This window comes from Sphingomonas sp. PEI4, assembly GCF_056679955.1.
Genome location: NZ_CM155258.1, coordinates 2,919,433 through 2,941,968, shown reverse-complemented (window position 1 = coordinate 2,941,968; position 22,536 = coordinate 2,919,433). Strand labels below are relative to the sequence as shown.

The 22,536-nt window shown below is 65.2% G+C and carries 12 protein-coding genes and 2 pseudogenes; 10 read left to right on the top strand and 4 right to left on the bottom strand.

What is annotated here, in order from left to right; translation table 11 throughout:
• Positions 1–133: 133 nt before the first annotated feature.
• The 6 genes from AC1MLZ_RS13625 to AC1MLZ_RS13600 all read left to right on the top strand — a co-directional run bounded on the left by AC1MLZ_RS13625 (position 134) and on the right by AC1MLZ_RS13600 (position 14,650).
• Complete coding sequence (locus AC1MLZ_RS13625) at positions 134–10,285, top strand: hypothetical protein (RefSeq protein ID WP_480958940.1); 10,152 nt, start codon at positions 134–136, stop codon at positions 10,283–10,285.
• Between the two features lie 79 nt (positions 10,286–10,364).
• Entirely contained in the window at positions 10,365–11,075 is a 711-nt protein-coding gene (locus tag AC1MLZ_RS13620; protein ID WP_480958939.1) for a hypothetical protein, read from the top strand.
• 74 nt (positions 11,076–11,149) lie between these two features.
• On the top strand, positions 11,150–11,806 hold the full coding sequence (locus tag AC1MLZ_RS13615) for a hypothetical protein (RefSeq protein WP_480958938.1): 657 nt from the start codon (positions 11,150–11,152) through the stop codon (positions 11,804–11,806).
• Positions 11,807–11,848: 42 nt separating this feature from the next.
• A complete protein-coding gene (locus AC1MLZ_RS13610) occupies positions 11,849–12,667 on the top strand; it encodes a hypothetical protein (RefSeq protein ID WP_480958937.1) in 819 nt (272 codons plus the stop codon).
• A 490-nt stretch (positions 12,668–13,157) separates the two neighbouring features.
• Positions 13,158–13,862 (top strand): OmpW/AlkL family protein, encoded by a 705-nt coding sequence (locus AC1MLZ_RS13605; RefSeq protein WP_480958936.1) that lies wholly within the window; start codon positions 13,158–13,160, stop codon positions 13,860–13,862.
• 59 nt (positions 13,863–13,921) lie between these two features.
• On the top strand, positions 13,922–14,650 hold the full coding sequence (locus AC1MLZ_RS13600) for a sterol desaturase family protein (protein WP_480961557.1): 729 nt from the start codon (positions 13,922–13,924) through the stop codon (positions 14,648–14,650).
• A 145-nt stretch (positions 14,651–14,795) separates the two neighbouring features.
• Here the strand turns inward: AC1MLZ_RS13600 and AC1MLZ_RS13595 are convergent.
• Positions 14,796–15,323 (bottom strand): annotated as a pseudogene (locus AC1MLZ_RS13595) (ATP-binding cassette domain-containing protein); the annotation flags it as partial.
• Positions 15,324–16,171: 848 nt separating this feature from the next.
• Positions 16,172–17,833 carry a thiol reductant ABC exporter subunit CydD gene (cydD, locus tag AC1MLZ_RS13590; RefSeq protein WP_480958935.1) on the bottom strand — a complete coding sequence of 554 codons (1,662 nt, stop codon included), beginning with the start codon at positions 17,831–17,833 and terminating at the stop codon, positions 16,172–16,174.
• Between the two features lie 121 nt (positions 17,834–17,954).
• On the opposite strand from cydD, the gene AC1MLZ_RS13585 reads away from it, so the two are divergent.
• The 4 genes from AC1MLZ_RS13585 to AC1MLZ_RS13570 are packed head-to-tail and all read left to right on the top strand — an operon-like array spanning position 17,955 to position 21,609.
• The gene (locus AC1MLZ_RS13585; protein ID WP_480958934.1) at positions 17,955–19,541 is read left to right on the top strand and encodes a cytochrome ubiquinol oxidase subunit I; all 1,587 of its coding nucleotides are present in this window, start codon (positions 17,955–17,957) and stop codon (positions 19,539–19,541) included.
• Between the two features lie 14 nt (positions 19,542–19,555).
• Entirely contained in the window at positions 19,556–20,695 is a 1,140-nt protein-coding gene (cydB, locus tag AC1MLZ_RS13580) for a cytochrome d ubiquinol oxidase subunit II (RefSeq protein ID WP_480958933.1), read from the top strand.
• Positions 20,696–20,720: 25 nt separating this feature from the next.
• A complete protein-coding gene (gene cydX, locus AC1MLZ_RS13575; protein ID WP_082470763.1) occupies positions 20,721–20,843 on the top strand; it encodes a cytochrome bd-I oxidase subunit CydX in 123 nt (40 codons plus the stop codon).
• A gap of 55 nt (positions 20,844–20,898) precedes the next feature.
• Entirely contained in the window at positions 20,899–21,609 is a 711-nt protein-coding gene (locus AC1MLZ_RS13570; protein ID WP_480958932.1) for a Crp/Fnr family transcriptional regulator, read from the top strand.
• Here AC1MLZ_RS13570 and AC1MLZ_RS13565 read toward each other — a convergent pair.
• Complete coding sequence (locus AC1MLZ_RS13565) at positions 21,606–22,142, bottom strand: hemerythrin domain-containing protein (protein ID WP_480958931.1); 537 nt, start codon at positions 22,140–22,142, stop codon at positions 21,606–21,608. The two genes, AC1MLZ_RS13570 and AC1MLZ_RS13565, sit on opposite strands and share 4 nt — an antisense overlap.
• A 73-nt stretch (positions 22,143–22,215) precedes the next feature.
• A pseudogene (locus tag AC1MLZ_RS13560) lies at positions 22,216–22,434 on the bottom strand (haloacid dehalogenase); the annotation flags it as partial.
• Between the last annotated feature and the right edge of the window lie 102 nt (positions 22,435–22,536).

Genomic DNA, 22,536 nt, shown 5'->3' with positions numbered 1-22,536 from the left:
GAACTCATGCAAGGGGCGGATAATGGTCGCATTCAACCGCGATTCAAGCGGTGTATACTTGCCATCCGCCCCTGAATCAGCGCGCGTCGCGTTTCTGTTCAAGGATGCGCAGCGTGTCGATCCCACGTTCGACTTGACTGAAGTGTCATGGCAGACGCTGAACGATACCGGCTACTTCGCCTTCGTGGTGCGGTCGGCGACGCGTGACTGGGCAAGTTTCGCCACACAAGCCCGCAAGACGTTCGCCGCCAATTACCAGGCACAGCTCGGCTGGTTCTCCGACGACGCAGCCGTGCCACCGGTACTGATCGCGCTCGACTGGGGCGACGGCGCCCCGGTCGTCACGCAGACCTTCTCCCTGGCGTTCCGGGAGAGCGTCACACTCACCGTGTCTCCCAGCCTGATGGGCTTCGATCCGACGATGATCTTCGACGATGCGAGCGGCGCGTTCCACCTGACCGACACTGCGGCGAGCGGCCAGATCTTCCAGCTGACCGCAACGCCGCCCAGCGGGGGGGCGTCATCCTATGACAGCAGCAGCACCGTCGCGGTGCTGCCGGTCACAGGCGATCTCGCTGCGACACTGAGCACGTCGTTCGAGTTTACCAGCGACGACCTCAAGCAGTTCGAGGCGGGGATGATGTATTTCAACCCGCCACAATCGGGGGGATTGATCCAGGCACTCGGCTATCCGCTGTTCCGCGCCGCCGTCGCGCCCGAAACGCCCGGCACGCCCGGCACGCCGTTCGGTTTCGACATCACGCTCGACGTGCTCGCGCCGCTCGATCCGCTGCGCAGCCTGTTCCGGTTCACCGACGCGGTTCTCGGCACCAATTACGTCACCGCCAACGGCAAGCCGGTATATTTCCGGAGCAACGCCGACGACGTGGCAAGCACCAGCCGGTTCGTCTTCGCCAGCCGCCCCGTCCAGGATACCAGCGACACCAGCAACTATTACCTGACACCCGCAGGCCAGTTCACGGTCTCGCTGAGCGACGGCAGCGCCGCGGGTCAATCGACCACGGCGACCGTCGACGCCGCGCAGTTGCTGTGCGGGATCACGGGTACCGAGTTCCTCGACGTCTCGCTCGGCAGCACCGCAGACCGCCTTGAGTTCGTACCTGGACACCCTGCCTATCGTATCGCCGACAGCGCCGACAGCGTCGGGTCTCCTGCCTATCTGAGCGACGCAGCGACGACGTCCTACGCACGCGTCGTTACCGCCGCGGGGGCCTATGTCTCGCAGCCGCAAAGCACGCCGCTCTTTGCGCAGGGAAGCAGCCACACCGCCATGCTCGGCGGCGCGGCGCCCGTTTCGGGGCTCGGCGTGTATGTGCTCGAATTCCTGCCGATCGAATCATGGACTGCGGCACAGGCCGCACCGGCGACCCCGTTCGTACCCTATGGCGGGCTCGCCTTCGCGACCGATCCCAATCTCGAGTTGTCGGCCTATCTCGACATGGAGTCGAACGCGCTCAATCCTCGACGCACCGACGCCTATCTTGCCGCGCCGTCCCAAGCAGGCAAGAGCAATTTGCGGCCGGTTCACGCGGCGCTGGCGGCGACGGGGGGCACGCTGGCGATGACGCCGCAGGGCATGCTCGCGCAGATCGACGGCACGCCGCCGGGCTGGACAACCTTGCAGATGGCGACGAGCAGCGCCGGCATTCTCGCCTTCGACAGTCTCGGGCCGGCGATGCGCAAATCGTTGCAGCAGAACCAGATATTCACCGTCATCAGCACGAATCCAGGATCGCTGTTCGGCTTTGCGCAAAGCGATCTGACGATCGGTGACTGGACGTTCGACCTGTCTCCCGGCGGGCTGGGCGCGCCGGATGGCACGCCGCCGATCTTCTTGATGAAATTCTATCCCGGCGAGTCGATTGCCGCGCTGGTCGACGACATCCGATTGTGGTCACAGCCGAACGTCTTCAATGTTGCGCCGTTCGCCGCGAACGCCGCACAAGCATTTCTCCAGACCACGATCGCCGACGCCAAGGCCGCGGTCTTTGCGGGTGGCGGCACCGAACCCGACACCGATTCACTCTATTGGCCGTTCTACCAGACGGTCACCGACCCCGCATTCAGCGGCATCCTCGCGGTCAATTGCACCATGCGCCTCGCCACGCTGCCGGGCGCGATCCGCGCGGTACTGGGCGGCATGGTCGATCCGGGAATCGCGGGCTTCCGGGTCCATCACGTCGGCGTGGCGATCAACAATACCGACCCTGCCAATCCCCTGCCGACGCTGGCGCGCAGCGCGGCATTCGCGCTCGTCGATTACGAGAAGACCAAGACCGAGGACCCGTCGCACGCGCTCGTGACAGCCGCCAGCTATGGTTTCGAGGTCGAATTCCTCCGTGCGCTGTTCGTCAATTCCGAGTTGCGCAGCTTTTCCTGCCAGCTCAACCTGACCATCAACAGCCTGTTCGAGACCAGCGTCAACCAGACCGTTAGCACTACTGCACCCCGCACCAGCGAAAACGCCGCCGCCAGCAACACCATAACCATCGTCGGCGCGTACCAGGCAAACGGCAACTCGGGCGACGACAGCAGTGCGGGCGAGGGCCTCTACTCCTTCGTCGCGCAAGGCGTTTTCGTTTTCGACTTCACCGATGGAACCGGCCAACCCAACAGCAGCTATCTGAAATCGATCACGCTGACCAAGTTGCAATTCTCGTTCGACGACGAGACGCAGCCGTTGGTCGTCGGCGGCGTCACCACGACGACCACCACGACGACCATCGCGTCGCACTTCGGCATTTGGGGCAGCATCGCCTTCAACGAACTCCAGGTGCTCGACATCTTCGCGTTCGAGAAGCTCGAATTCTCCAATCTCGGCATCGACGTCGGGTTCGACCTGATCCTCGACACGAACGGGCAGCCATCGACCGACAAGCTGACGCTCGCCTTCGCACCCGGCAATCTGCGGCTCGATCTCGGCGCGACCCAGGCGCGCAGCGGCGACACCAGCCTGCTCTCGCTGATCCCGTTCAAGCTCAAATCGTTCCTGTACGCGACCGACGGCGGTCAGAGCATCGACAGCATCGAATATTACTCGCTGTCGTCGATTCCCGGGCTCAAGGAGAACGGGATCACGCTACAGGACAGTTTCAACTACGCGCTGATCTTCGATCTCGATCTCGGCTCGCTCGGCGGCCTGGTCGGTTCGCTCTCGGCGTTCAAGTTCAGCATGCTGATCGGGTGGCAGAACGCCGCGCAAGGCGGCGGGATCGCCTTCGGCGTGCAATTGCCACAGGTCGACGGCAAGCTCGAGATCAAGATACAGGGCGTACTGACGATCGCGATCGAGCAGTTCACCCTGCTCTACGCGACCGATTCCGATCCGAAGATGCTGGTACTCGGGTTGCAGGATTGCTTCATCGAACTGCTCGGCACGCGCATTCCGCCGTCGGGAACGGTGAGCATCGGGCTGTTCGCGCCGACCGAGGGTGCCGACCAGATCGGATGGATCGGCGCCTACAACAAGGGCGAGGACGGTGGTGGCGGTGAAGACGGTGGTGGCGGCGAGGACGCGGTGCCTTCGAGCCTGCTGGCCGCCCCGGACGCGCGCAACGCGGTGCTCACCCAGACTGGTCAGGGCGCGGACAGCAGCGACGTTTTCGAGCTCACCTATGTCGGCCTCGGCCAGCGAGTCGGTCCCGACCCGGCCAACCCGCCGACCAGCTATGCCGATTTCCTCGACTATATGCAGACCGATTTCTGGGAGAAGCTGAAGGGCAAGGACTTCGCCGAAATCTACCATCCCGACGGGCGGTGGATTTTCGTCGCCGATTTCACGCTGCTCAAGCTGATCGAGGTCGGCGTCGTCTTCTACGACGTCACCCCGTTCTATGCGCTGCAGATCTCGCTGGTCGGCGGACCCGGCAAGGGGTTCTCGTTCGAAATCACCTATACCAAGGTGACCGATACGATCGGCCTGTATGCGATCAAGATCGCGCTGCCCGACAGCCTGCGCACGTTCGAGGTCGGCGTCGCCTCGCTGACGCTGCCGACGTTGAGCGTCAGTATCTATACCAACGGCAATTGGAAGGTCGATCTCGGCTTCCCCGACGGCGACGACTGGAGCGGCAGCTTCCGCATCCAAGCGCAGGCGGGACCGGTGCCGGTGACCGGCGCAGGCGGCTTCTACATCGCGATGCTGAGCACGGCGACCGCCCCGGACGTGTTCAAGGGCGACTATGCGACGATCGCAGCATTCGGTTTCGCGTTGCGTCTGGGGATCGGCAAGGATTTCGTTGCCGGCCCGTTCAAGGCCGGCGTCAGCGTCACCTTTTTCGGGATCATCCAGGGCGCTGCCGGCTATCTCAGCGATGGCGGCGACATCTTCCGCACGCCCGACGCGCTGTCGTTGCAGGGGCAGGTCGGGATCATCGGCGAACTGTACGGCTCGCTCGACTTCATCATCATCAAAGCGAGCGTCAACGTCCGGCTTCAGGCGAGCATCGGCCTGATCCTCACCTACGAACCCAACGCGCCGGGCGGCGGCGATGGCTCGATCCTGCTCTATATCGAGGCAAGCGTCAGCGTCAGCGTGAGTGTCAGGATCAACCTGTTCCTGTTCTCGATCACGATCAGCTTCAGTTTCAACGCCTCGTTCCGCTTCGAATGGCAGCTGGTCGGATCGAGCCAGCAGACGGTACTGCGCCTCGCAGGCTACCGCGCCACGCGCAGACTTGCCGCGCCGGCGGCCATCGGGCTTTGCCCGGGCCTCACCGCCACGTTGCCGTTGCTGTATCTCCCCGAGATCACCGTCGTGTTCCCGAACGCCACCGACGTCGGTGCGCCGTGGATCGCGGTATCGCTCGGCATCGAATATGAGCCTGCGCCGACCCCGACCCCGGATTATGCGGCATTCAAGCCGTTCGAGGCGGTAACGACACAGCTCGCGACCTTCGCGCTGATGCATGCGCTCGATCTGGCGAGCTACGATGCGATCGTCACGCTCGACGACGATCCGGTCAGCGGCAAGCCCGGCCTGCGGTCGCTCGACAGCGATCCCGATCTGCTGACCGGCTGGATCGGCTATGACGACATTCTCGGCCAGCTCGCCAATTTCACCGCGAGCGTCGCGCTGCCGAGCCAGTCGACTCAGGCGACGGCATTCCCGATGCCGCCGTTCCTTCAGCTCGCCACCACAGGCCGTACCGCGGGAACCGATCCCGACGACCTGTCCTACACCTTCGCATCGAAGAATCTCGTTCCCGAAAGCTACCTGCAGACGGTCGACGCCTATTTCAGTCAGCTGTTCGTCAACCAGACGCCGACCCCGCCGACGCTGCGACTGGCGGCCGATGCGGTAACGCCGCTGTCCACCGAGATCTTCGTCGATTACTTCAAGGGACTGGTGCGCGGCGCGGTACACCAGCTGCTGGTGACGATGCAGAACCAATCGCTGGGGCAGGCCAAGCTCACCACGCTGTTCAGCGCTGCTGCCGGTGCGCCAACGCCGCAGTCGCAATCGCTGTTCCAGCAACTCGCGGGGCAGATGAGCAGCACCATGCGCAGCGGCATCCGCCTGCCCTATGCCGCCGGCATGACCGTCCCCGGCGGCGAGGCCGCCACGACCACGATCCCGCTGTTCGCGCTGCTGTGGCAGGAGTTCCCGGTCGGTGGGTTCGCGGCCGGCGATGCCTATACGATCGCCCTAGCCAATCCCGATGCATCGCAGACCTGGATCACGCCGAACGCCAGCTATACGCTCGGCGAGGCGACGATCCTCGGCTATTACGGCCTGACGCAAAGCGCCGTGACGCAGCCCGGCAATCCACAGCCGATCGCATTCACCGACGCCGGGCCGCAGTCCTTCGCCTTCCAGAGCAGCATCCTGCTCGACGGCGCGTCCAGTCTTCGGGCTTTCCCGCCGAACCTGCTGCGTCTCCAGCGCAACGAGGGCACGGCGCCGGTGTCGATGCTGATCAAGTCGCGCGCAGCCGATGGCGCGTATCTGCCCGACGGCGCACCGTTGCCGGCGGCCGATATCGCGCTCGTCACCAGCATCGGGTTGACCGTTCGGCAGATTCCCGGCGGGGCGCCGGGCGTCATGCTCGACGATCTGTTCGCGTTGTCGGGCGCGAGCCAGTCCGACGAAGCGTTGCTCGGGCGCATCCTTGCCGATCTGCGCGGCGGCGACCGGCCAATCACCGCGATCGACATCCTCTACCAGACCGCCGCGGGCGTGCCGGGCCTCCATGCGGCGACGATCGATCCCGCTGCGCTGTTCGTATTGCGCACCAACACGAGTTCGGTGTCGCAGCCACCCCCGACATCGGCAGCGCTCGCGTCCCGCGCCCTACCCGACGGCGTGGCCGTGGGGGCCACGGCCGATCTGACGACCGATGGCGGCTACAGCTTCCTCCAGATCGTACAACAGGCGACCGTGACCAATGCCGCGGGCTATTATCTGCGCTTTGTCGACACGAGCGGGCATTCGCTGCCGACGGCATTGTTCGTCAAGGGTGTCGGACAGGTCACGCTGCTGATCCGATATGGTGCGAGCCAGGCGAATACTACGGACGCCCCGCTGTCGGTTCAGCCCTATCATACCGCAGTCGTGCTTGCGCAGACGCAGGCTGATCTGGTCTATTATGCGGAGACGACCGATGCGGCACTGCAGGTTCGCTACCCTGCGGCGGCGGCAGGTACCTTCGGCGTGACGCTGTCGCGCGCGAACAGCGTCACCGATCTCGCTGCGAGCCCAGCCGTCGCGGCACAGGCGAACCTTGGCGCGGCCACGCCGATCGACCGCGACGACGCGATCGCGGCGCTGCGCGCATTGGGCACGACGCACGAACCCGACATCCACGCCGCTCTTGCTGGCATGGGGGCCGCGCCGGCCGCGCTCAATGCTCTTTACAGCCTGGTCACCTACCAGGTCGAAGCCAGTGCAGGTTTCATCGCGAGCAACCTTTCAGCGCCGATCCAGCCGCAGCGCCAGACCGATCAGGATCCCGCGACCGACTATCGCGTCGTCGCCCCGCTCTACAGCGTGGCGACTACGAATGTCGGCCGGACCCATGCCGATCGCTACGCCAGCATCGGCCAGTCGTTCGCGCTCGACGTCTTCACCAATGACGCATTCGGCAACCAGCTTCCGATACCCGCCACCTACCGCGACACCGACTTCTATTTCGATCCCATCCTGCCGATCGACCAATGGACCGGTGTGATCGCCAGCTATGAATTTGCCGGTGCGGGTCTTGGCAGCATCGCGCTGTCGCTCACGCCGACGCAAAGCGCGTTCATCGGCATGTCCGAGACCGCGTTGCAGGCCGCGCTCGCCCATTTCCTCACGATCCGGGACCAGATCACCGGCCCCGGCATTACCTTCTATGTCGAGACCAGCCTTGCGGTCGATACCCAGGGCAATCTCGTGCAACTGCCGCTGGTCGCGCCTGACACGGCGAACGTCACCGCGATGGTAGCGGGCATGGTCGCTTGGCTGACCGATCAGACCAAGGCATTCCCGACGCCGGTCACGCTGACGGTCGTCGTGGCCGGACCGGGCGCGCTGCCCCCAGCCTTCCCGCTGGCGGTGTTGTTCGGGATCCTGCGCGATCCAGCGCTGATCTCGCCGTATATCAAGAGCGGCGACATCATCCTGCTGCCAGCCGCGCAGAACGTCGCGTCGACGATCGCGCCGGCAACCGGCGACACCGGCAACCTCTCCGCGTTTGCGGCGTCGTTCGTCGCGGCGTTCCCGACGCGCAAGCTCGCGGTTGGACTGACCGGCACCGATGCGGCGCAACCGCCCGCACTCGCGTCGAGCACGCATCGTCTCCGCAGCGCGCTACGCACGCGGCGCTTCGCCACCGATGGATCGGGCAGCGGGATCGGCGGCAGCGGACAGACGCTGTGGGCGGTGCAGGCGGCGATGCTCGACGTGACGATCGGTCAGGCCGCGAACAGCGGGCCCCGCTTCCTGTCGCCCAAGCCGCTCAACAACGCGCTCGACACCGCCACCGTCGCGCTGCCGACGCTCGCCTCGTCGCTGCCGCAACTTCCGGCGCAACGACTGTTCGTCGATGTCGATCTTGACCAGTTGAACCGCGTCTTCTTTCAAACAGTCGACACCCTGCTCGGCCCGGCTTCGGCCGCGCAGGCGTTCGAGAGCGTCCGTCAGGCCTATGAAACGATCGCACGCGGTCGCGAGACGCTTGCGCAGGGGTATGCGACGTTCGAGGTCGACTGGCTGTTCGGCCCCACCTCGCCCTTTACCGGAACGCTCGCGAATTTGGGCGCGGCGCGGGAGGTCTTCGAGCAACAGATGCGGTCCGCACTGATGACCGCGTATGCAGTCGACACGATCGTCCAGTATGACGTCGCGTGGAACGCCGCGGTGTCACCCGCAGCCGACGACGCGATCGAGTTGTTCGGCCAGGTCGAGGCGATCATGCTCGGCATCTATAGCTGGACCGGCGCAGTTCTCACCGCGACCTCGCCGAGTGCAAAGTCGCTGTCGACGGGTGATCAGGTGGTGATGCTGTTCACCGCCGATGCCGGCTCTTCGGCACCTGCCGACGGCGTTTATACCGTGACGGGCACCAGCGGTGGCACGCAGTTCACGCTCGCTGTTACGAACGGCAGCGGTCAAGGGCGGTTCTCGGCGACGCGGCAGAATGCCGGACTGTCGACCGCGCACGTGCCGATCGTGTCGAGTGGCGGCAGCAGCCCGCTGACGTTCCTGTATGGCACGCCCGACGTCGCCGACCGAGCGATCGTGTCGCTGGATCTCCGCTTCAACATCACCAACCTGCAATATTTCCTCGCACCGCCGGGGGTCGAGGGTGAGGCGCGGCCATCGCTATGGCTTCAGCTGATCGACCCTTATGCGACCGGCCAGACGCCGCACATCGGGCCGGTCGATACGATTACCGACATCCCGGTCGTGTTCCGTCAATATCCCACGCCGCCGACCCTGGTTCGGCAAGGCTGGACCAAGGCGGCCACGGCCGCAGACGGCGTCAACCCGATCACGACCCATGCGCAATGGGACTATGGCTATACGTACCAGGCCTTCCTCGCCGCGCAGGATCGCATCGCCAGCACGGTCACCTACAATACGGATCTCAGCGCGACCGGCCCCGGAGCGCCACTGCTGCGTGCCGCCGATAATAGCGTCTTCACGCTGTTCGAGGCCTTGGCGCGGGCCAGTGCCGTGATCGAAACGGTGCGGCCAATTCTACAGACGCCTGGCGCGGCCAACTGGAACGACGCGGTTGCCGCGTTCGCGCAGAGCGTCGCCGAAGTCGCGGCGAATTCCGACTGGAACGTGTCGTTGACCGCAGTATCGCATGCGCTGGCGTTGACCCGCATCACCGACAGCTATGTCGTCACCGATGCAGTCGACACCGACCCACGCGATCCCACCGCGACGCAAACGATCACGCTGGCCTGGCCGAGTGAACAGGGCGAGTCGAGCTATCCAGGTGTCACGCTGGCGCTGGCTGCGCTCGATCCTGCCGCTACGCTACAGCCGTATCCGGGCCAGGTCAGCGCCACGTCGGGTGCGTCACTGGTGGTCACCGTGCCGAACGCGCCACTCGCCCCGCTTGGCGTGGTGCAGGAGATCGTGGTCAATGCGCTCAACGTGCTGGCGGCGGAGAATGCGCTCGCGTCGGTGCAGGTCGAACGCAACCTGTTCACGCTCACCGCCCCCGACCAGAGCCAATGGAGCGTCGTGCCCGCGTTCGTCTACAAGACCGCGCAGGTCCGGCCCAGTCAGCCGGTCACGCCGTTCATCGACGTCGCTGCCGCAGTCGACATTACCACTCTGCCCAACCTCGGCAGCGGTGCGGCGTGCTCGACGGTCTCTGGGTCCAGCCTTTGCCAGAGGATCTACACGCTGATGGCCAATCTGCTCGCGGACCCCGATCAGGTAGCCGCGTTGCACAAGGCGGGTACCGCACCCGATGCCAAGCGCCGCATGACCATGGGGTGCGCATTCCGCTTTCCGATGCCCGCAGTCAGCGGCACATCGTACGACACGGCGTCGCTTAGGCCGCTGGTGCCGATCGTACTTGCGCGCAGCTTCGACATCGATGGGGAGGACGTCGCACAACTGGGCGATTTCGCTCAGCTGTTCGCGCAGGCGATCGACCGACGGGCGACCGACAACGCGGTATCATACGGCAGCGCTTCCGAACCGGTCGGCGCAGAATTGGTGTTCGATACGACGCTGTATGCGGCGCTCAGCGGCGTCGACACGCCGGTGCTGCGCTTCACCGCGCTGACACTGGCGCTGACCGATATCGACCCGGTTTGATCACCAGCCACGAAGGAGCCTGAATGCGCAAACCACGACGTGCCGGGACTTTTACGAACGCAGCTGATGGAGACAAGCAATGAGCGACGCAACGATAGAAATCGAAAACCTCGAGGCCGTTGAAGCACTTGGTGCGACTGTCATTTGGGACGGTTCGCCCAAGACGATCACCACGCTGGGCGATACGCTGCTGATGCCGCAAACCCCCAACGGATCGACGGTGTTCGCCTATCAAAACAAGGCAACACTCAACAACAGCGGCCAGCTCGCCGTGTCGAGCGGCAGCAACGTCCAGATGCTGACGGCCGATTTCGGCGCGTTGGTTCCCTCGATCCACGTCGAGAACTGGCAGGCGAACAATCTGACGGTGAACAATATCAGCCAGCAGAACGCGACGCCGATCTGGGTCGAAGCGTTCGGTCCGGGATTGCCTGGGCAAGTGGCGGTCCCGATCACGGTCGGCACCGCGCTCGTTCTGAATCCGGCACCGGGCGCTGTATCGGTCGCGCAAGGTGTGACTCCCCCGAAGTCGATGCTGCTACGCATGACCTCGACGACCGGCGATGCCTCAGTCGTCGCGCTGATTGGCGGTCCTCCCGACGGGACCGGTAACAACGCCTATGTCTTCGGGCTAAATGTTCCGAACGCGCAATCGGCGGCCGGGTATACCAAGGTGACCGAGGGGAACACCATCAACTACACCTTCAACTGGGGGGCATCGGTCGTGTACCTCGCCAACATGTCGGCTTCGACGGCGGCGGCAGTCACGCTGACGCTGGTCGCGCTCTGATGCGACGAACCCGGTCCAGCGGTCTGCGGGACCGGGTTCTCCCACGACCCAAGCTAGCGACGCGAGGAACGAGGATGGAGAGCCAACAAGACGAGTGGAATGGCGCCCGAACAATATTGGCGACGACCGAGCAAGTCACCATGCCGCAGACACCCGACGGCACGCTGATCGTGGGCTATCTCAACCAGTCGAAGCTGAACAATCAGGGACAGATCACTGTCACCTCGGGCGGTGGCGCGCCGATTTCCTATCCGGTGCCGGCGTTGCAGCAGATGCTGAGCCTCCTGGTCGACACGTGGCAGAGCGACAATCTCACGATCACCAACACCAGCGACGCATCCGCCACGCCGATCCTGGTTCAGGCGTTCGGACCCGGCATCCCCGGTGCGATACCGATCAATCTCCCGATCGGCTCCTCGATCACGCTCGGCGTCGCGCAAGCTGCGCAAGGCCTGTCCAAGCCGAAGCAGTCGCTGCTCCGCTTCAAAGCCAATAGCGGCGCGCTGACTATCGTCGCCATCGTCGGCGGCCCCGCGAACCCGCCCGATCAGAACAACGCCTATGTCATCGCGCTCAATGCTCCCGAGGGTCTGCCGCCACCCGGCTATCACGCGACCGTGCCGGACAATTCTTACGACTTCCCGTTCAACTGGAACGCCGCCATCGTCTATGTCGCCAACCTTTCCCCCATCGGCGCGGCACCGGTTGCGGTCACGATGCTGGCGTTATAGCCCGGTTCGTCCCTTAGGATGCACATATCGCGGCGCACAATCGTGATCGACCTCCTCTTGGCAGGTGCTGGTGCAGGCATGACCGATGGTCCGGCATATGCCATTCTGGGTACTGCGCGTGCCGCTGGATCGTCGCCCCTATCGATCGCTCCGCCCTGGGACGGCGCCGCCACGACGCTTGAGCAATATGAGGGTGTCACTATGCCACAGACGCCCAACGGCTCGATGCTGCTGGGCTATACCAACGTCTCGCCGTTCAACAGCGCGGGCAAGCTGGCCTGGACCAGTGGCGCCAGCGCGCCGGTCATACTGTTGGCGCCAGCTTTGGCATTGGCCCCCAGTGTGTTTTCCCATGATTGGGGCGGCAACAATCTGACGATAACCAATATCAGCGTAGCTACCGCAACGCCCATTTCGGTCTCTGCCTATGGTCCAGGGCTCGGCAGCACGCCGATACCGCTTCCGATCGGCCGACTGGGTGTGCAAATCGCGCTTTCGGAAGCGGCTCAAGGAGAGACGACCGGTGGTTGGATGCAGCTGGGATTTCGGCAGAGCAGCGGGGACCCGGCGGTGTTCGGTATCATCGGCGGCCCGATCAACGCGGATGGGACCAACGCCTATGTCATCGCGCTCAACTCGATCGCGGGCGATACTGGGCCCAATACCGGCAGGCCCGCACCGCTCGGCTATTATGCCACCAGTTCGGGCAATAGCTGGTCATACGAACTGAATTGGCCAAGCGGGCTGCTCTATGTCGCGTATTTCGGCGCAGCGCAGGTCGTGGGCGATCCCGTTACAAGGATCATGGCCACGGTGAATAGCACCGATCAAAACCCGACGGTGACATTGATCCGCCTCTGAAAGACACGACGTATCGCGGCATCGTCCATTCCGTGCCCGATACGAGCGGCTTTCGAGCCTTTGCCGTTTCAGCCGCTAAACGTCACGCGTACGAGGTAGCCCGCGTGCGTTTCAGATCCTGTCGCAGCATTGCAAAATCGGGAGCACGGTCCGTTCCTTGGGGCCAGATCCGGTTCCGAAACTCGGAAGCGGACGAGCGCTCGCCTCTCACGCAACAGCGAAAAATGGCGGCAGCGGCGTCATCGGCTCTCCGGGCCAGCAGCGCGGTCGTGCTTCGTCGAACCACGTTGAGCGTAACCCTGAACCGTTCGTGGAAAAGCGCCGTGACGGCACTGCAAGCAGCCTTGGATGATGGATCCACATGGCCGTGAGCTGGGCGGCGGCGGGCTTTGATGTCTTTGACCGCGGTCAACCCGATCCTTGTCTGCGATCAACGCCGTCGCCGCGCCGCGCGCGTAACCCGGCGGCATTGGATTACAGGAGTCGGACCATGACATCGTCGATCAAGAGCCTCGCTATCGGTGCGGCCTGTATGGGTATGGGTATGGCCGTGGCCGCGCCAGCGTTCGCCCAGACCGATGCGGCACCAAGGCAGGGCGTCGCCGCGGGCGATGTGCTGCTGCGCGTGCGGACGATCCTGGTCGCGCCGAACGAGAAATCCGGCAGCGTGCTGCCTGCGTTTCCCGGCGAGCATGTCAGCGTCAACAACAGCTTCATGCCCGAGGTCGACGTCACCTACATGGCGACCGATCACATCGGCTTCGAGCTTATCGCATCGACCACCAAGCACCACGCCGATGGCCGCACCGGCACGACCGGCTCGATCGGCAAGCTCGCCTCGACCTGGGTATTGCCGCCGACGTTGACCGCGCAATATCACCTGAACCCGACGGGCAAGATCCGCCCCTATGTGGGTGCGGGCCTGAACTACACGATCTTCTGGAACGAGAAGGCGTCCGACGGACTCGTCGCAGCCGTCGGATCGACCAACGTCCATATGAAGGACAGCTTCGGCTGGGCGGCACAGGCCGGCGTGGATATCGACATCACGCCGAAGGTGTTCCTGAACCTCGACGTCAAATACATCGATATCGATACAAATGCGCGGTTGCGGAAGACGGCGGCAGGTACGCAGCGCGTCGCGATCAGCCTCGATCCGCTGGTGTTCGGCGTCGGGCTCGGCATACGACTGTGACGACCGGTGCGACCGAGCGAGTGGACCCGTTCTGGGGCCGCTCGCATCACCTCGATCGCATGACATTGCGCGAGTTGGTGATCGCGTATTTCCAACATCATGCGATCGTCGCCTATCTGGCGTTGGTCGCGGTGTCGGTCGGGATTTTCGCGTGGCATCCGGCGGGGGCGGTGCCGACCGTCGCGACCATCGCGCTGGTCGTGATCGCCTATCCCCTGGTCTGGTACGTGCTGCACCGCTGGGTGTTGCACTCGCACTGGATGTTCAAGACGCTGTTGCTGGCGGGCGTGTGGAAGCGGATCCATTACGATCATCACCGCGATCCCAATCACCTAGAGGTGCTGTTCGGCGCGCTCTACACGACGCTGCCGACGCTGCTGCTGGTCGCCGCCGTGCCGGGCTGGCTGATCGGCGGTGTCGGCGGAGCCGCGGCCGGGTTCGCCACCGGGCTGCTATGCACCTGCGTCTACGAGTTCTTCCACTGCATCCAGCACCTCTCGTACAAGCCACGGGTCAAGTGGCTGGCGGTGATGAAGGCACGCCACATGGAGCATCATTTCCATGACGAGACCGGTAATTTCGGGATCACGAACTTCACCTGGGACCGCGTGTTCGGGACGCTCTATCGGCGTATCGAGAGGCCCGCCAAAAGCCCGACGGTCTTCAATCTCGGCTATACCGACGCGGTCGCGGCGCGGTATCCGTGGGTAGCGCGACGATCGCATCCGACGGCGGCGCGATCGCGAGCCGCCGATCGCACAGCGCGACCATCGCCGGACGGTGGCTGACCATCACGAGCCCCTGCCCTGTCCTGGCGAGCCGGACGGACAGGCGCTCGGCGACGAGGCGTTCGGTGGCGGCGTCGAGCCCCTCGGTCGGTTCGTCGAGCAACAGCCACGGCGCCGCGACAAGATAGGCGCGGGCAAGTGCCAGCCGCCGACGCTCGCCGCCCGACAGTCGTACACCGTGCTCGCCGACCCAGCTGTCCAGACCGTTCGGGAGCGCTTCGATCACGTCGGTCAGCGCGACGTCGGCGAGTACCGCCCACATCGCCGTATCGTCAGCCAGCGGATCGCTAAGAGCGAGAGTGTCGCGGATCGTGCCGGCCAACAGCGCGGCGTCCTGCGGTGCCCAGCCGAATGTCGCGCGGCGAACGGCGAGCGGGATTTCGACAATGTCTCTGCCGTCGATGAAGGCAATACCGGGTTCCACCGTTCGCAGGCCGAGCAGGCTTTCCACGAGCGTTGTCTTGCCCGTCCCTGATGCGCCGACGAGCGCAACGCGCGTGCCGGCGAGCAGGTGCGTGCCAAGCAGATCGATCGACGAAGCAGCTACGCACGCGGTCGCTTCGCCCTCTTCGATGCTGCCGGGCAGCAGATCATTCAGCCGCGCCGTGGCCTCGCGCACCGCGCTCCGTTGCGCCAGGCTCCGCAACACCGGCCCTGCCCCGTCGATCGTCATCACCGCCGCCAGCGCGCACAAGGCTGCGATCGGTGCGCCTTGTGGTGCAGCGAGGATCAGAGCCGCGAGTCCCGCCAAGCCGAGAGCGACCGCCTGGATAAACTCGAACCAGCCAGCAACGTCGGCCTGCGCGCGTTGCGCTTTCGCGAGACGCCGGCTGCACGCGTCGACCACTTCCACTGCCTGCGCTTCGACACCATAGCAGCGGAGTTCCGCGGCGGCATCGGCCACGCCGGCAAACGCGTCTTTCAACGCCCCGCTCGCGCGCTGCACCTCGCGCCCCGGCGCCTCGAGGCGTCGGGCGAGGAAGGTTGCGAGCACCAGGAGACCGGCCAGACACAGCAAGAGCGCCACGACAGGCCGCCACCCTCCCAAAGCACACAAGAGCAGGCCACTCGCGAGCGCAGCGATCATGCCGGGCACCGCGGAGAGCCGGACGAACTGCGCCTCGACCACGTTCACGTCCTGGACGATGCGCGCGGTCGCCTCGCCCTGCGTCAACGCCAGCGCGTGGTCCGCCGGGCCGCGTGCCAATCCAAGAAATAGCGCCGGTCGGATGCGGGCCAGCGCGCCGAACGCCGCGTCGTGGCTGGCAAGCCGCTCGCCATACCGCCCCGCGGTGCGGAGGATCGCAAGCAGGCGGATGCCCGCGCTCGGCAGCATGTAGTTGAAGCCCTGCGCGGCAATCGTCCCGGCGATCCCGGCAACCGCGGCAGCGGTGATGAACCAGCCCGACAGCCCAAGCAGCACGACCGAGGCTATCGCGACGACCGCGGCATACCCGCTAGCGCGCCACAAGCCGCGGCGTTGCTGCCGCCGCTCGTCGGCGATCAGCGTGTCGAACGCGGTCATGCTCGCTCTCCCAGATCGATGACGACGTCGGCGATCGCGGCCAGCCGTGCCCTATGCGTCGCGATGATGGTGGTGCGCCCAGTACAAGCCCGCGCGATCGCCTCGATCAACCGCGCTTCGGAGTCCGCGTCGAGATGCGCTGTCGGCTCGTCGAGCAACAGCACCGGCGCCGGCTTCAACAGCGCGCGGGCAAGCGCAATCCGGCGCCGCTCACCACCCGAAAGCCCGCTGCCACGCGCATCGATCACCGCGCCCAACCCTCCGCGTGCTAGCAGCATCGGCGACAGCCCGGCAGTACGCGCGACCTCGGCGATCCGCTCGACCGACGCGCTCGGATCGGCAAGCGCGATGTTCGAGCAAATCGTTCCCGGCAGGATCAGCGGCGACTGTCCCATCCATGCCGCGATCGGTGCGATGCTGCCGATCTCGGCAAGGTCGTGATCGCCGATCGACACGCGTCCTTCGGCCAAGGGCGCAAGGCCAAGGAGCAGATGAAGCAGGCTGCTCTTGCCGCTGCCCGATGGGCCTACCAGCGCGACAATCATGCCGGGCCGGACGACAAACGAGACCCCCGACACCGCCGCGCAGTCCTGACCGTCATAGCGAACCGCAACGGAGTCGAAGCTGATCGCCGGCACCGCGTTCGACCAAACCGGCACGACCGGCGAGACCGCGGTCTTAGCCTGCTCGACGTCCGCCAGCCGCTCGGCCGCAGTCTCTGCCGCCTGCCGGTCGTGGTACGCCGCCGCCAGCTGACGCATCGGCGCGTAGAATTCCGGGGCAAGCGCGAGGACGAAGAACGCGCGGCGAAGGTCGAGCGTCTCGGGAACCGGAAACGGGAGGAGGCCCAGCAGGTTGAACCCGGCATAGACCGCAACCAGCGCGACCGAAAGCGCGGCGAAGAATTCCAGCGCACCCGACGACAGGAACGCGACCCGCAGCACGCGCATCGTCCGCCGCGCAAGATCCTCCGAAGCGTCGCCAAATGCGGCAGCCTCGCGCCCCTCCGCACGAAAGGCGAGTATGATCGGCAGCGCCCCGATCCGGTCCGCGAACAACCCGGACAACCGAGCGAGCGCAACGAACTGGCGGCGCGATGCGTCCGCCGCAGCACCGCCTGCGAGTATCATCGCGGCCAGGAACGGAAAGAACGTCGCCACCAGGATCGCCGCCGCGATCGGGCTGGCGACGGCTGTCGCGGAGAGCACGATCAACGGCGCCACCGAAGCCGCCATTCGCGCGGGCAGGAAGCGCGCGACATAGCCGTCGATCGCATCGACCTCGTCCACGGCAGCACTCATCAGCGTGCCGGTGGTAGCGTCCGATCCCGGCGTACGATGAAGCGCGGCATCGACGATCCGCCGTCGCAACCGCGTCTTTGCCCGGTACGCCCCGCCCGCGCCGACACGAGCCGCCAGCATCGCGCACGCACCGCGCCCGATCGCCGAAACGCCCGCGAGCATCGCCCAGGGCAGCATCGCCGCGACGCCGTCAGGAACCGCAACGACGCCGCCCGCCAGTCCTGCCGCGAAACCGATCGCCGCAACCGTATCGAGCAACAACAAGCTCGTCGAAAGCCGCGCGCCCCCGCCGTCAGCGACGACCGTCTTCAAATAGGCGCGGGAGACGCGCGCGCGGTCTTTAGCAATACTACTCATGCTCATCGCCATCGGAGGAGCGCCCGCACGCGTCTTTGACCACGGTCAATGTTCGCGCCGCCGGCCTCGCCTAGCCCATCCCACAGACAGGGCCGTCGACGGCCGTGTGGGGAGCTTAATCATGGACCTTGGGGTCATCGATCTGTCGCGGCTGCAATTCGCGCTGACCGCCTTGTACCATTTCCTGTTCGTGCCGCTGACGCTCGGGCTGTCGATGATGCTGGTCATCATGGAGGCCGTGTACGTCATGACGAACCGGCCGATCTGGCGCGTCATCACGCGGTTCTGGGGACGCATTTTCGCGATCAACTTCGTGCTGGGCGTCGCCACCGGGCTGACGATGGAGTTCCAGTTCGGCACCAACTGGTCGTATTTCTCGCATTATGTCGGCGACATCTTCGGCGCGCCGCTCGCGATCGAAGGGCTGATGGCGTTCTTCCTGGAGGCGACGTTCGTCGGGCTGATGTTCTTCGGCTGGGAGCGCCTATCGAAGCTCGGCCACCTTATCGTCACATGCATGGTCGCGCTCGGCACCAATTTGTCGGCGCTGTGGATCCTGGTCGCGAACGGCTGGATGCAGAACCCGACCGGCGCCGAATTCAACACCGACACGATGCGGATGGAGGTCAGCGATTTCGGCGCGGTGCTGTTCAACCCGATCGCGCAGGCCAAATTCGTCCACACAGTGAGCGCGGGCTATGTCTGCGCCTCCGTCGTGGTGCTCGGCATCTCCGCCTTCTGGCTGCTGAAGGGGCGCTACACCGCGGTTGCGCGCCGTTCGATGACGGTCGCCGCCGCGTTCGGGCTCGCCGGATCGCTGTCGGTCGTCGTGCTCGGCGACGAGAGCGGTTACGCGCTGACCGACAACCAGAAGATGAAGCTCGCCGCGATCGAGGCCGCCTGGCACACCGCGCCAGCCCCTGCCGGGCTGACGCTGTTCGGGATGCCCAACGTCGCCCTGCGCGAGACGCGGTACGAGGTGCAGGTGCCCTGGGTCCTCGGCGTGATCGCGACGCGGAGCCTCGACAAGGAGGTGACGGGGATGTCCGAACTTGTGCTGAAGGCGCAGGAGCGGATCACCTCGGGCGTCATCGCCTATGACGCGGTCGAGCATCTGAAGGTCGACCGCACCGACATCGCGCAGCGTGCACGGTTCGAGGCGCACAAGCGCGACCTCGGCTATGCGCTGCTGCTGAAACGCCACGTCGCCGATCCGCGCGCGGCGAGCCCGCAACTGATCGCCGCGACTGCGTGGGACGTGGTGCCCAACGTGCCGCTGATGTTCTGGAGCTTCCGGATCATGGCGTTCATCGGCTTCTTCATGATCGCGCTGTTCGGCACCGCGTTCGTGCTGACCTCCCTTCGGATGCATACGCAGACGCGCTGGTTCCTGAAGCTCGCGGTCATCGCGATCCCGCTGCCGTGGATCGCGATCGAGCTCGGCTGGATGCTCGCCGAGATCGGCCGTCAGCCATGGGCGATCGAGGGCGTACTGCCGACGTTCCTGGCCGCGTCGTCGCTGACCCCCGGCGTGCTGTGGACGACAATCATCGGCTTTACCGCGATCTACGGCACGCTGGCGGTGATCGAAGTGCGGCTGATCCTCGCGACGATCCGCAAGGGACCGTTCGAGCATGACGAGGATCCACAACCAGTTGCGGGTCCGATCCTCGTAGCACCCACCCCGCCCCTCCCCTTAGCGGCCTGACAGGAGACACGACGATGTTCGATTATGAAACGCTGCGTCTCATCTGGTGGGTGCTGCTCGGCACGCTGCTGATCGGGTTCGCGCTGACCGACGGCTTCGATCTCGGCGTCGCGGCGCTGCTCCCCTTCGTCGGGCGCACCGATGCCGAACGACGCATGGTGATCAACGCGATCGGGCCGACCTGGGAAGGTAACCAGGTATGGTTCATCGTCGGCGGCGCGGCGATCTTCGCGGCGTGGCCGTTCGTCTACGCGATCAGCTTCTCCGGCTTCTACCTCGCGATGTTCCTCGTCCTCGCAGCCCTGATCCTGCGCCCGGTCGGGTTCAAATACCGCTCGAAGCGGCCTGATGCGGCATGGCGGTCGCGCTGGGACTGGGCGCTGTTCGTCGGCGGGTTCGTTCCCGCGCTGGTGTTCGGCGTAGCGGTCGGCAATGTCCTGTCGGGCGCGCCCTTCCGCCTCGACAGCGACCTGCGCGCGTTCTTCGACGGCAGCTTCCTTGGACTGTTCACGCCGTTCACGCTGTTGTGCGGGCTGTTGTCGGTGGCGATGCTGGTGCTGCACGGCAGCGCATGGCTGGCGATCAAGGTCGAGCATGGCGCGGTCCACGATCGCGCACGCACATTCGGTACGGTCGCCGGGATTGCGTCGCTCGCGCTGTTCGCGATCGGCTGGGCGTTCGTGGCCTATGGCGACATCGGCTACCGCATCGTCGGCGCGATCGATCCCTCCGGTCCGTCCAATCCCTTGCGGACCACCAGCGAAATCGCGCGCGGCGGGTGGCTTGCCAATTATGGCCTGTATCCATGGATGATGATCGCCCCCGTGCTCGGCTTCGGCGGCGCGGCACTCGCGCTGTTCGGCATCCGGCGCGGATCGGAGGGCGCGGCGTTCGCCGGGTCGTCGGCCTCCGCGCTCGGCATCATCGCGACCGTCGGGCTGTCGATGTTCCCCTTCATCCTGCCGTCGAGCATCGACTCGCACTCCAGCCTCACGGTCTGGAACGCGTCGTCGAGCGCCAAGACGCTCGGCATCATGCTGTTCGTCACAGTCGTGTTCCTACCGATCGTCGTCGCCTACACCGCCTGGGCGTACAAGGTGATGTTCGGCCGCGTGACCAGCCAAGAGGTCGCGACCAACCCCGATTTCTATTGATCCCAAACGCTAAGGATATCTGATCATGTGGTATTTCACCTGGGTGCTCGGCCTCGGACTCGCCGTCGGCTTCGGCATCCTCAACGGCATCTGGCACGAGTTCCATCTGCCGATCGAGGACGACGCGGACGCACCTGCGAACTCGTAACGGTCGCGTAAAGAATTCGCGCGGATATCGCGGGCCTTCATACTATACTGGATCAATGGCTCACCCCGACATCTGCGCGGACTGCGCGGTCCGCGACCAAGCGCTTTGCAGCAGCCTCAGCGACGTCGAGCTCAGCGCACTGAATACGCTCGGTCGCCGCCGCAAGATCGCGCGCGGCCAGACGCTGATCTGGGCGGGCGACGAGAGCATCATCTGCGCGAACCTGCTGTCGGGCGTGCTCAAGCTGGTAGCGGCGACTCCCGATGGTCGCGAGCAGATCGTCGGGCTGCTCTACCCTGCCGATTTCGTCGGGCAGCCCTATGCGGGACAAGCCGACTTCACGATCACCGCGCTGACCGAGTCCGAGCTGTGCATCTTCCCGCGCGACGCGTTCGAACGTGTGCTGGAGGATCATGTGCGGATGGAACGGCTGTTGCTGCAGCGGACGCTGGCCGCGCTCGGCGTCGCCCGCACACGGATTTTGTCGCTCGCGCGCCAGTCCGCGCAGGAGAAGATCGCCGGCTTCCTGCTCGATATGGCCGTCCGCGCCAATGCGACGGGATGTCGCGCGACGCCGGACGGGCCGATGACGTTCGACTTGCCGCTCACGCGCGGACAGATCGCCGACGTGCTCGGGCTGACGATCGAGACGGTCAGCCGCCAGATGACCCGGCTCAAGGTTGCCGGAGTGATCGCGTTGCCGGGCGGTCGCGCGATCACGATCTCCGATCCGGACGCGCTGCAAGGCCGCGCCGAGGCCGCCTAACGCGCCGTCCGTTTGCACAGGCCGTCGACGAGCATAGCCCGCGCATCGCGACTGAGACGCCCGGCGCCTAGCGTCAGCATCGCCAGTTCAGTGAAGTCCATCGCTTGCCGACACCCTTCGAAAAACACGCGCAACATGTAGCCGAATGCCTCCCCGCACGGCGTCGAGGCACCGGACAGCGCGGCGAGCAGGTCGTCGGCATGGATCGCATCGCTGACGTGCCGCGCGCGCATCCGCCCGATGATCGCGGCGGTGAGCGGATCATCGAGATCGCGCTCGAACACCGTGTCGATCACCGCATTTTCCTCTCGCGGATGGCTGACGACAATCCTGCGCAAGTTCAGGCAAATCGCGTCCGCATCCGCGTTGGATGGCCGATCGGGCAAGGCGTCGGCGCAAGCTTCCAACTCGTCGCACACCGCGCGAAGGCAGGCATGGTCGGCGATGAGCCGCGCAAGATCGATTTCATGGATGACACGCCAGTGCCGCCCGAACGGCACGACACGCCCGGCGAGTTCGTCATGCTCGATCATCGCAGCTCTCCATGCCGGCAGCTTGCACGGCCCCGGAGACGTGACATTGACGACCGTCAAACAGCGCGCCGACCTACAACCGCACCGCGTTCAGCCTCAGCGCGTTGGTCACCACCGCGAGCGACGACAGCGCCATCGCCGCGTCAGCCATCATTGGCGAAACAGCATTTCCCGTCATCGGGTACAGTATGCCCGCCGCCGCCGGCACGCCGATCCCGTTGAACAGGAACGAGAATGCCAGCTTCTGACGGAGGTTGCGCATCGTCGCCTGCGCCAGCCGCCGCGCAGGCACCCAGCGCGGCCCGCAAGGACTATGAAGATCGTCGCCCTAGGCAGGCGGAGGCAATGCCAAAGCCAAGGCGGCGGGCGTGTATAAATGGCTCCCTTTCGAAGC

Coding starts and splice junctions, on each gene's coding strand:
- AC1MLZ_RS13565 (WP_480958931.1), bottom strand. CDS start 22,142: ATGATCGAGCATGACGAACTCGCCGGGCGTGTCGTGCCGTTCGGGCGG.
- AC1MLZ_RS13615 (WP_480958938.1), top strand. CDS start 11,150: ATGGAGAGCCAACAAGACGAGTGGAATGGCGCCCGAACAATATTGGCG.
- cydX (WP_082470763.1), top strand. CDS start 20,721: ATGTGGTATTTCACCTGGGTGCTCGGCCTCGGACTCGCCGTCGGCTTC.
- cydB (WP_480958933.1), top strand. CDS start 19,556: ATGTTCGATTATGAAACGCTGCGTCTCATCTGGTGGGTGCTGCTCGGC.
- AC1MLZ_RS13600 (WP_480961557.1), top strand. CDS start 13,922: ATGACATTGCGCGAGTTGGTGATCGCGTATTTCCAACATCATGCGATC.
- AC1MLZ_RS13585 (WP_480958934.1), top strand. CDS start 17,955: ATGGACCTTGGGGTCATCGATCTGTCGCGGCTGCAATTCGCGCTGACC.
- AC1MLZ_RS13605 (WP_480958936.1), top strand. CDS start 13,158: ATGACATCGTCGATCAAGAGCCTCGCTATCGGTGCGGCCTGTATGGGT.
- AC1MLZ_RS13620 (WP_480958939.1), top strand. CDS start 10,365: ATGAGCGACGCAACGATAGAAATCGAAAACCTCGAGGCCGTTGAAGCA.
- AC1MLZ_RS13570 (WP_480958932.1), top strand. CDS start 20,899: ATGGCTCACCCCGACATCTGCGCGGACTGCGCGGTCCGCGACCAAGCG.
- cydD (WP_480958935.1), bottom strand. CDS start 17,833: ATGAGTAGTATTGCTAAAGACCGCGCGCGCGTCTCCCGCGCCTATTTG.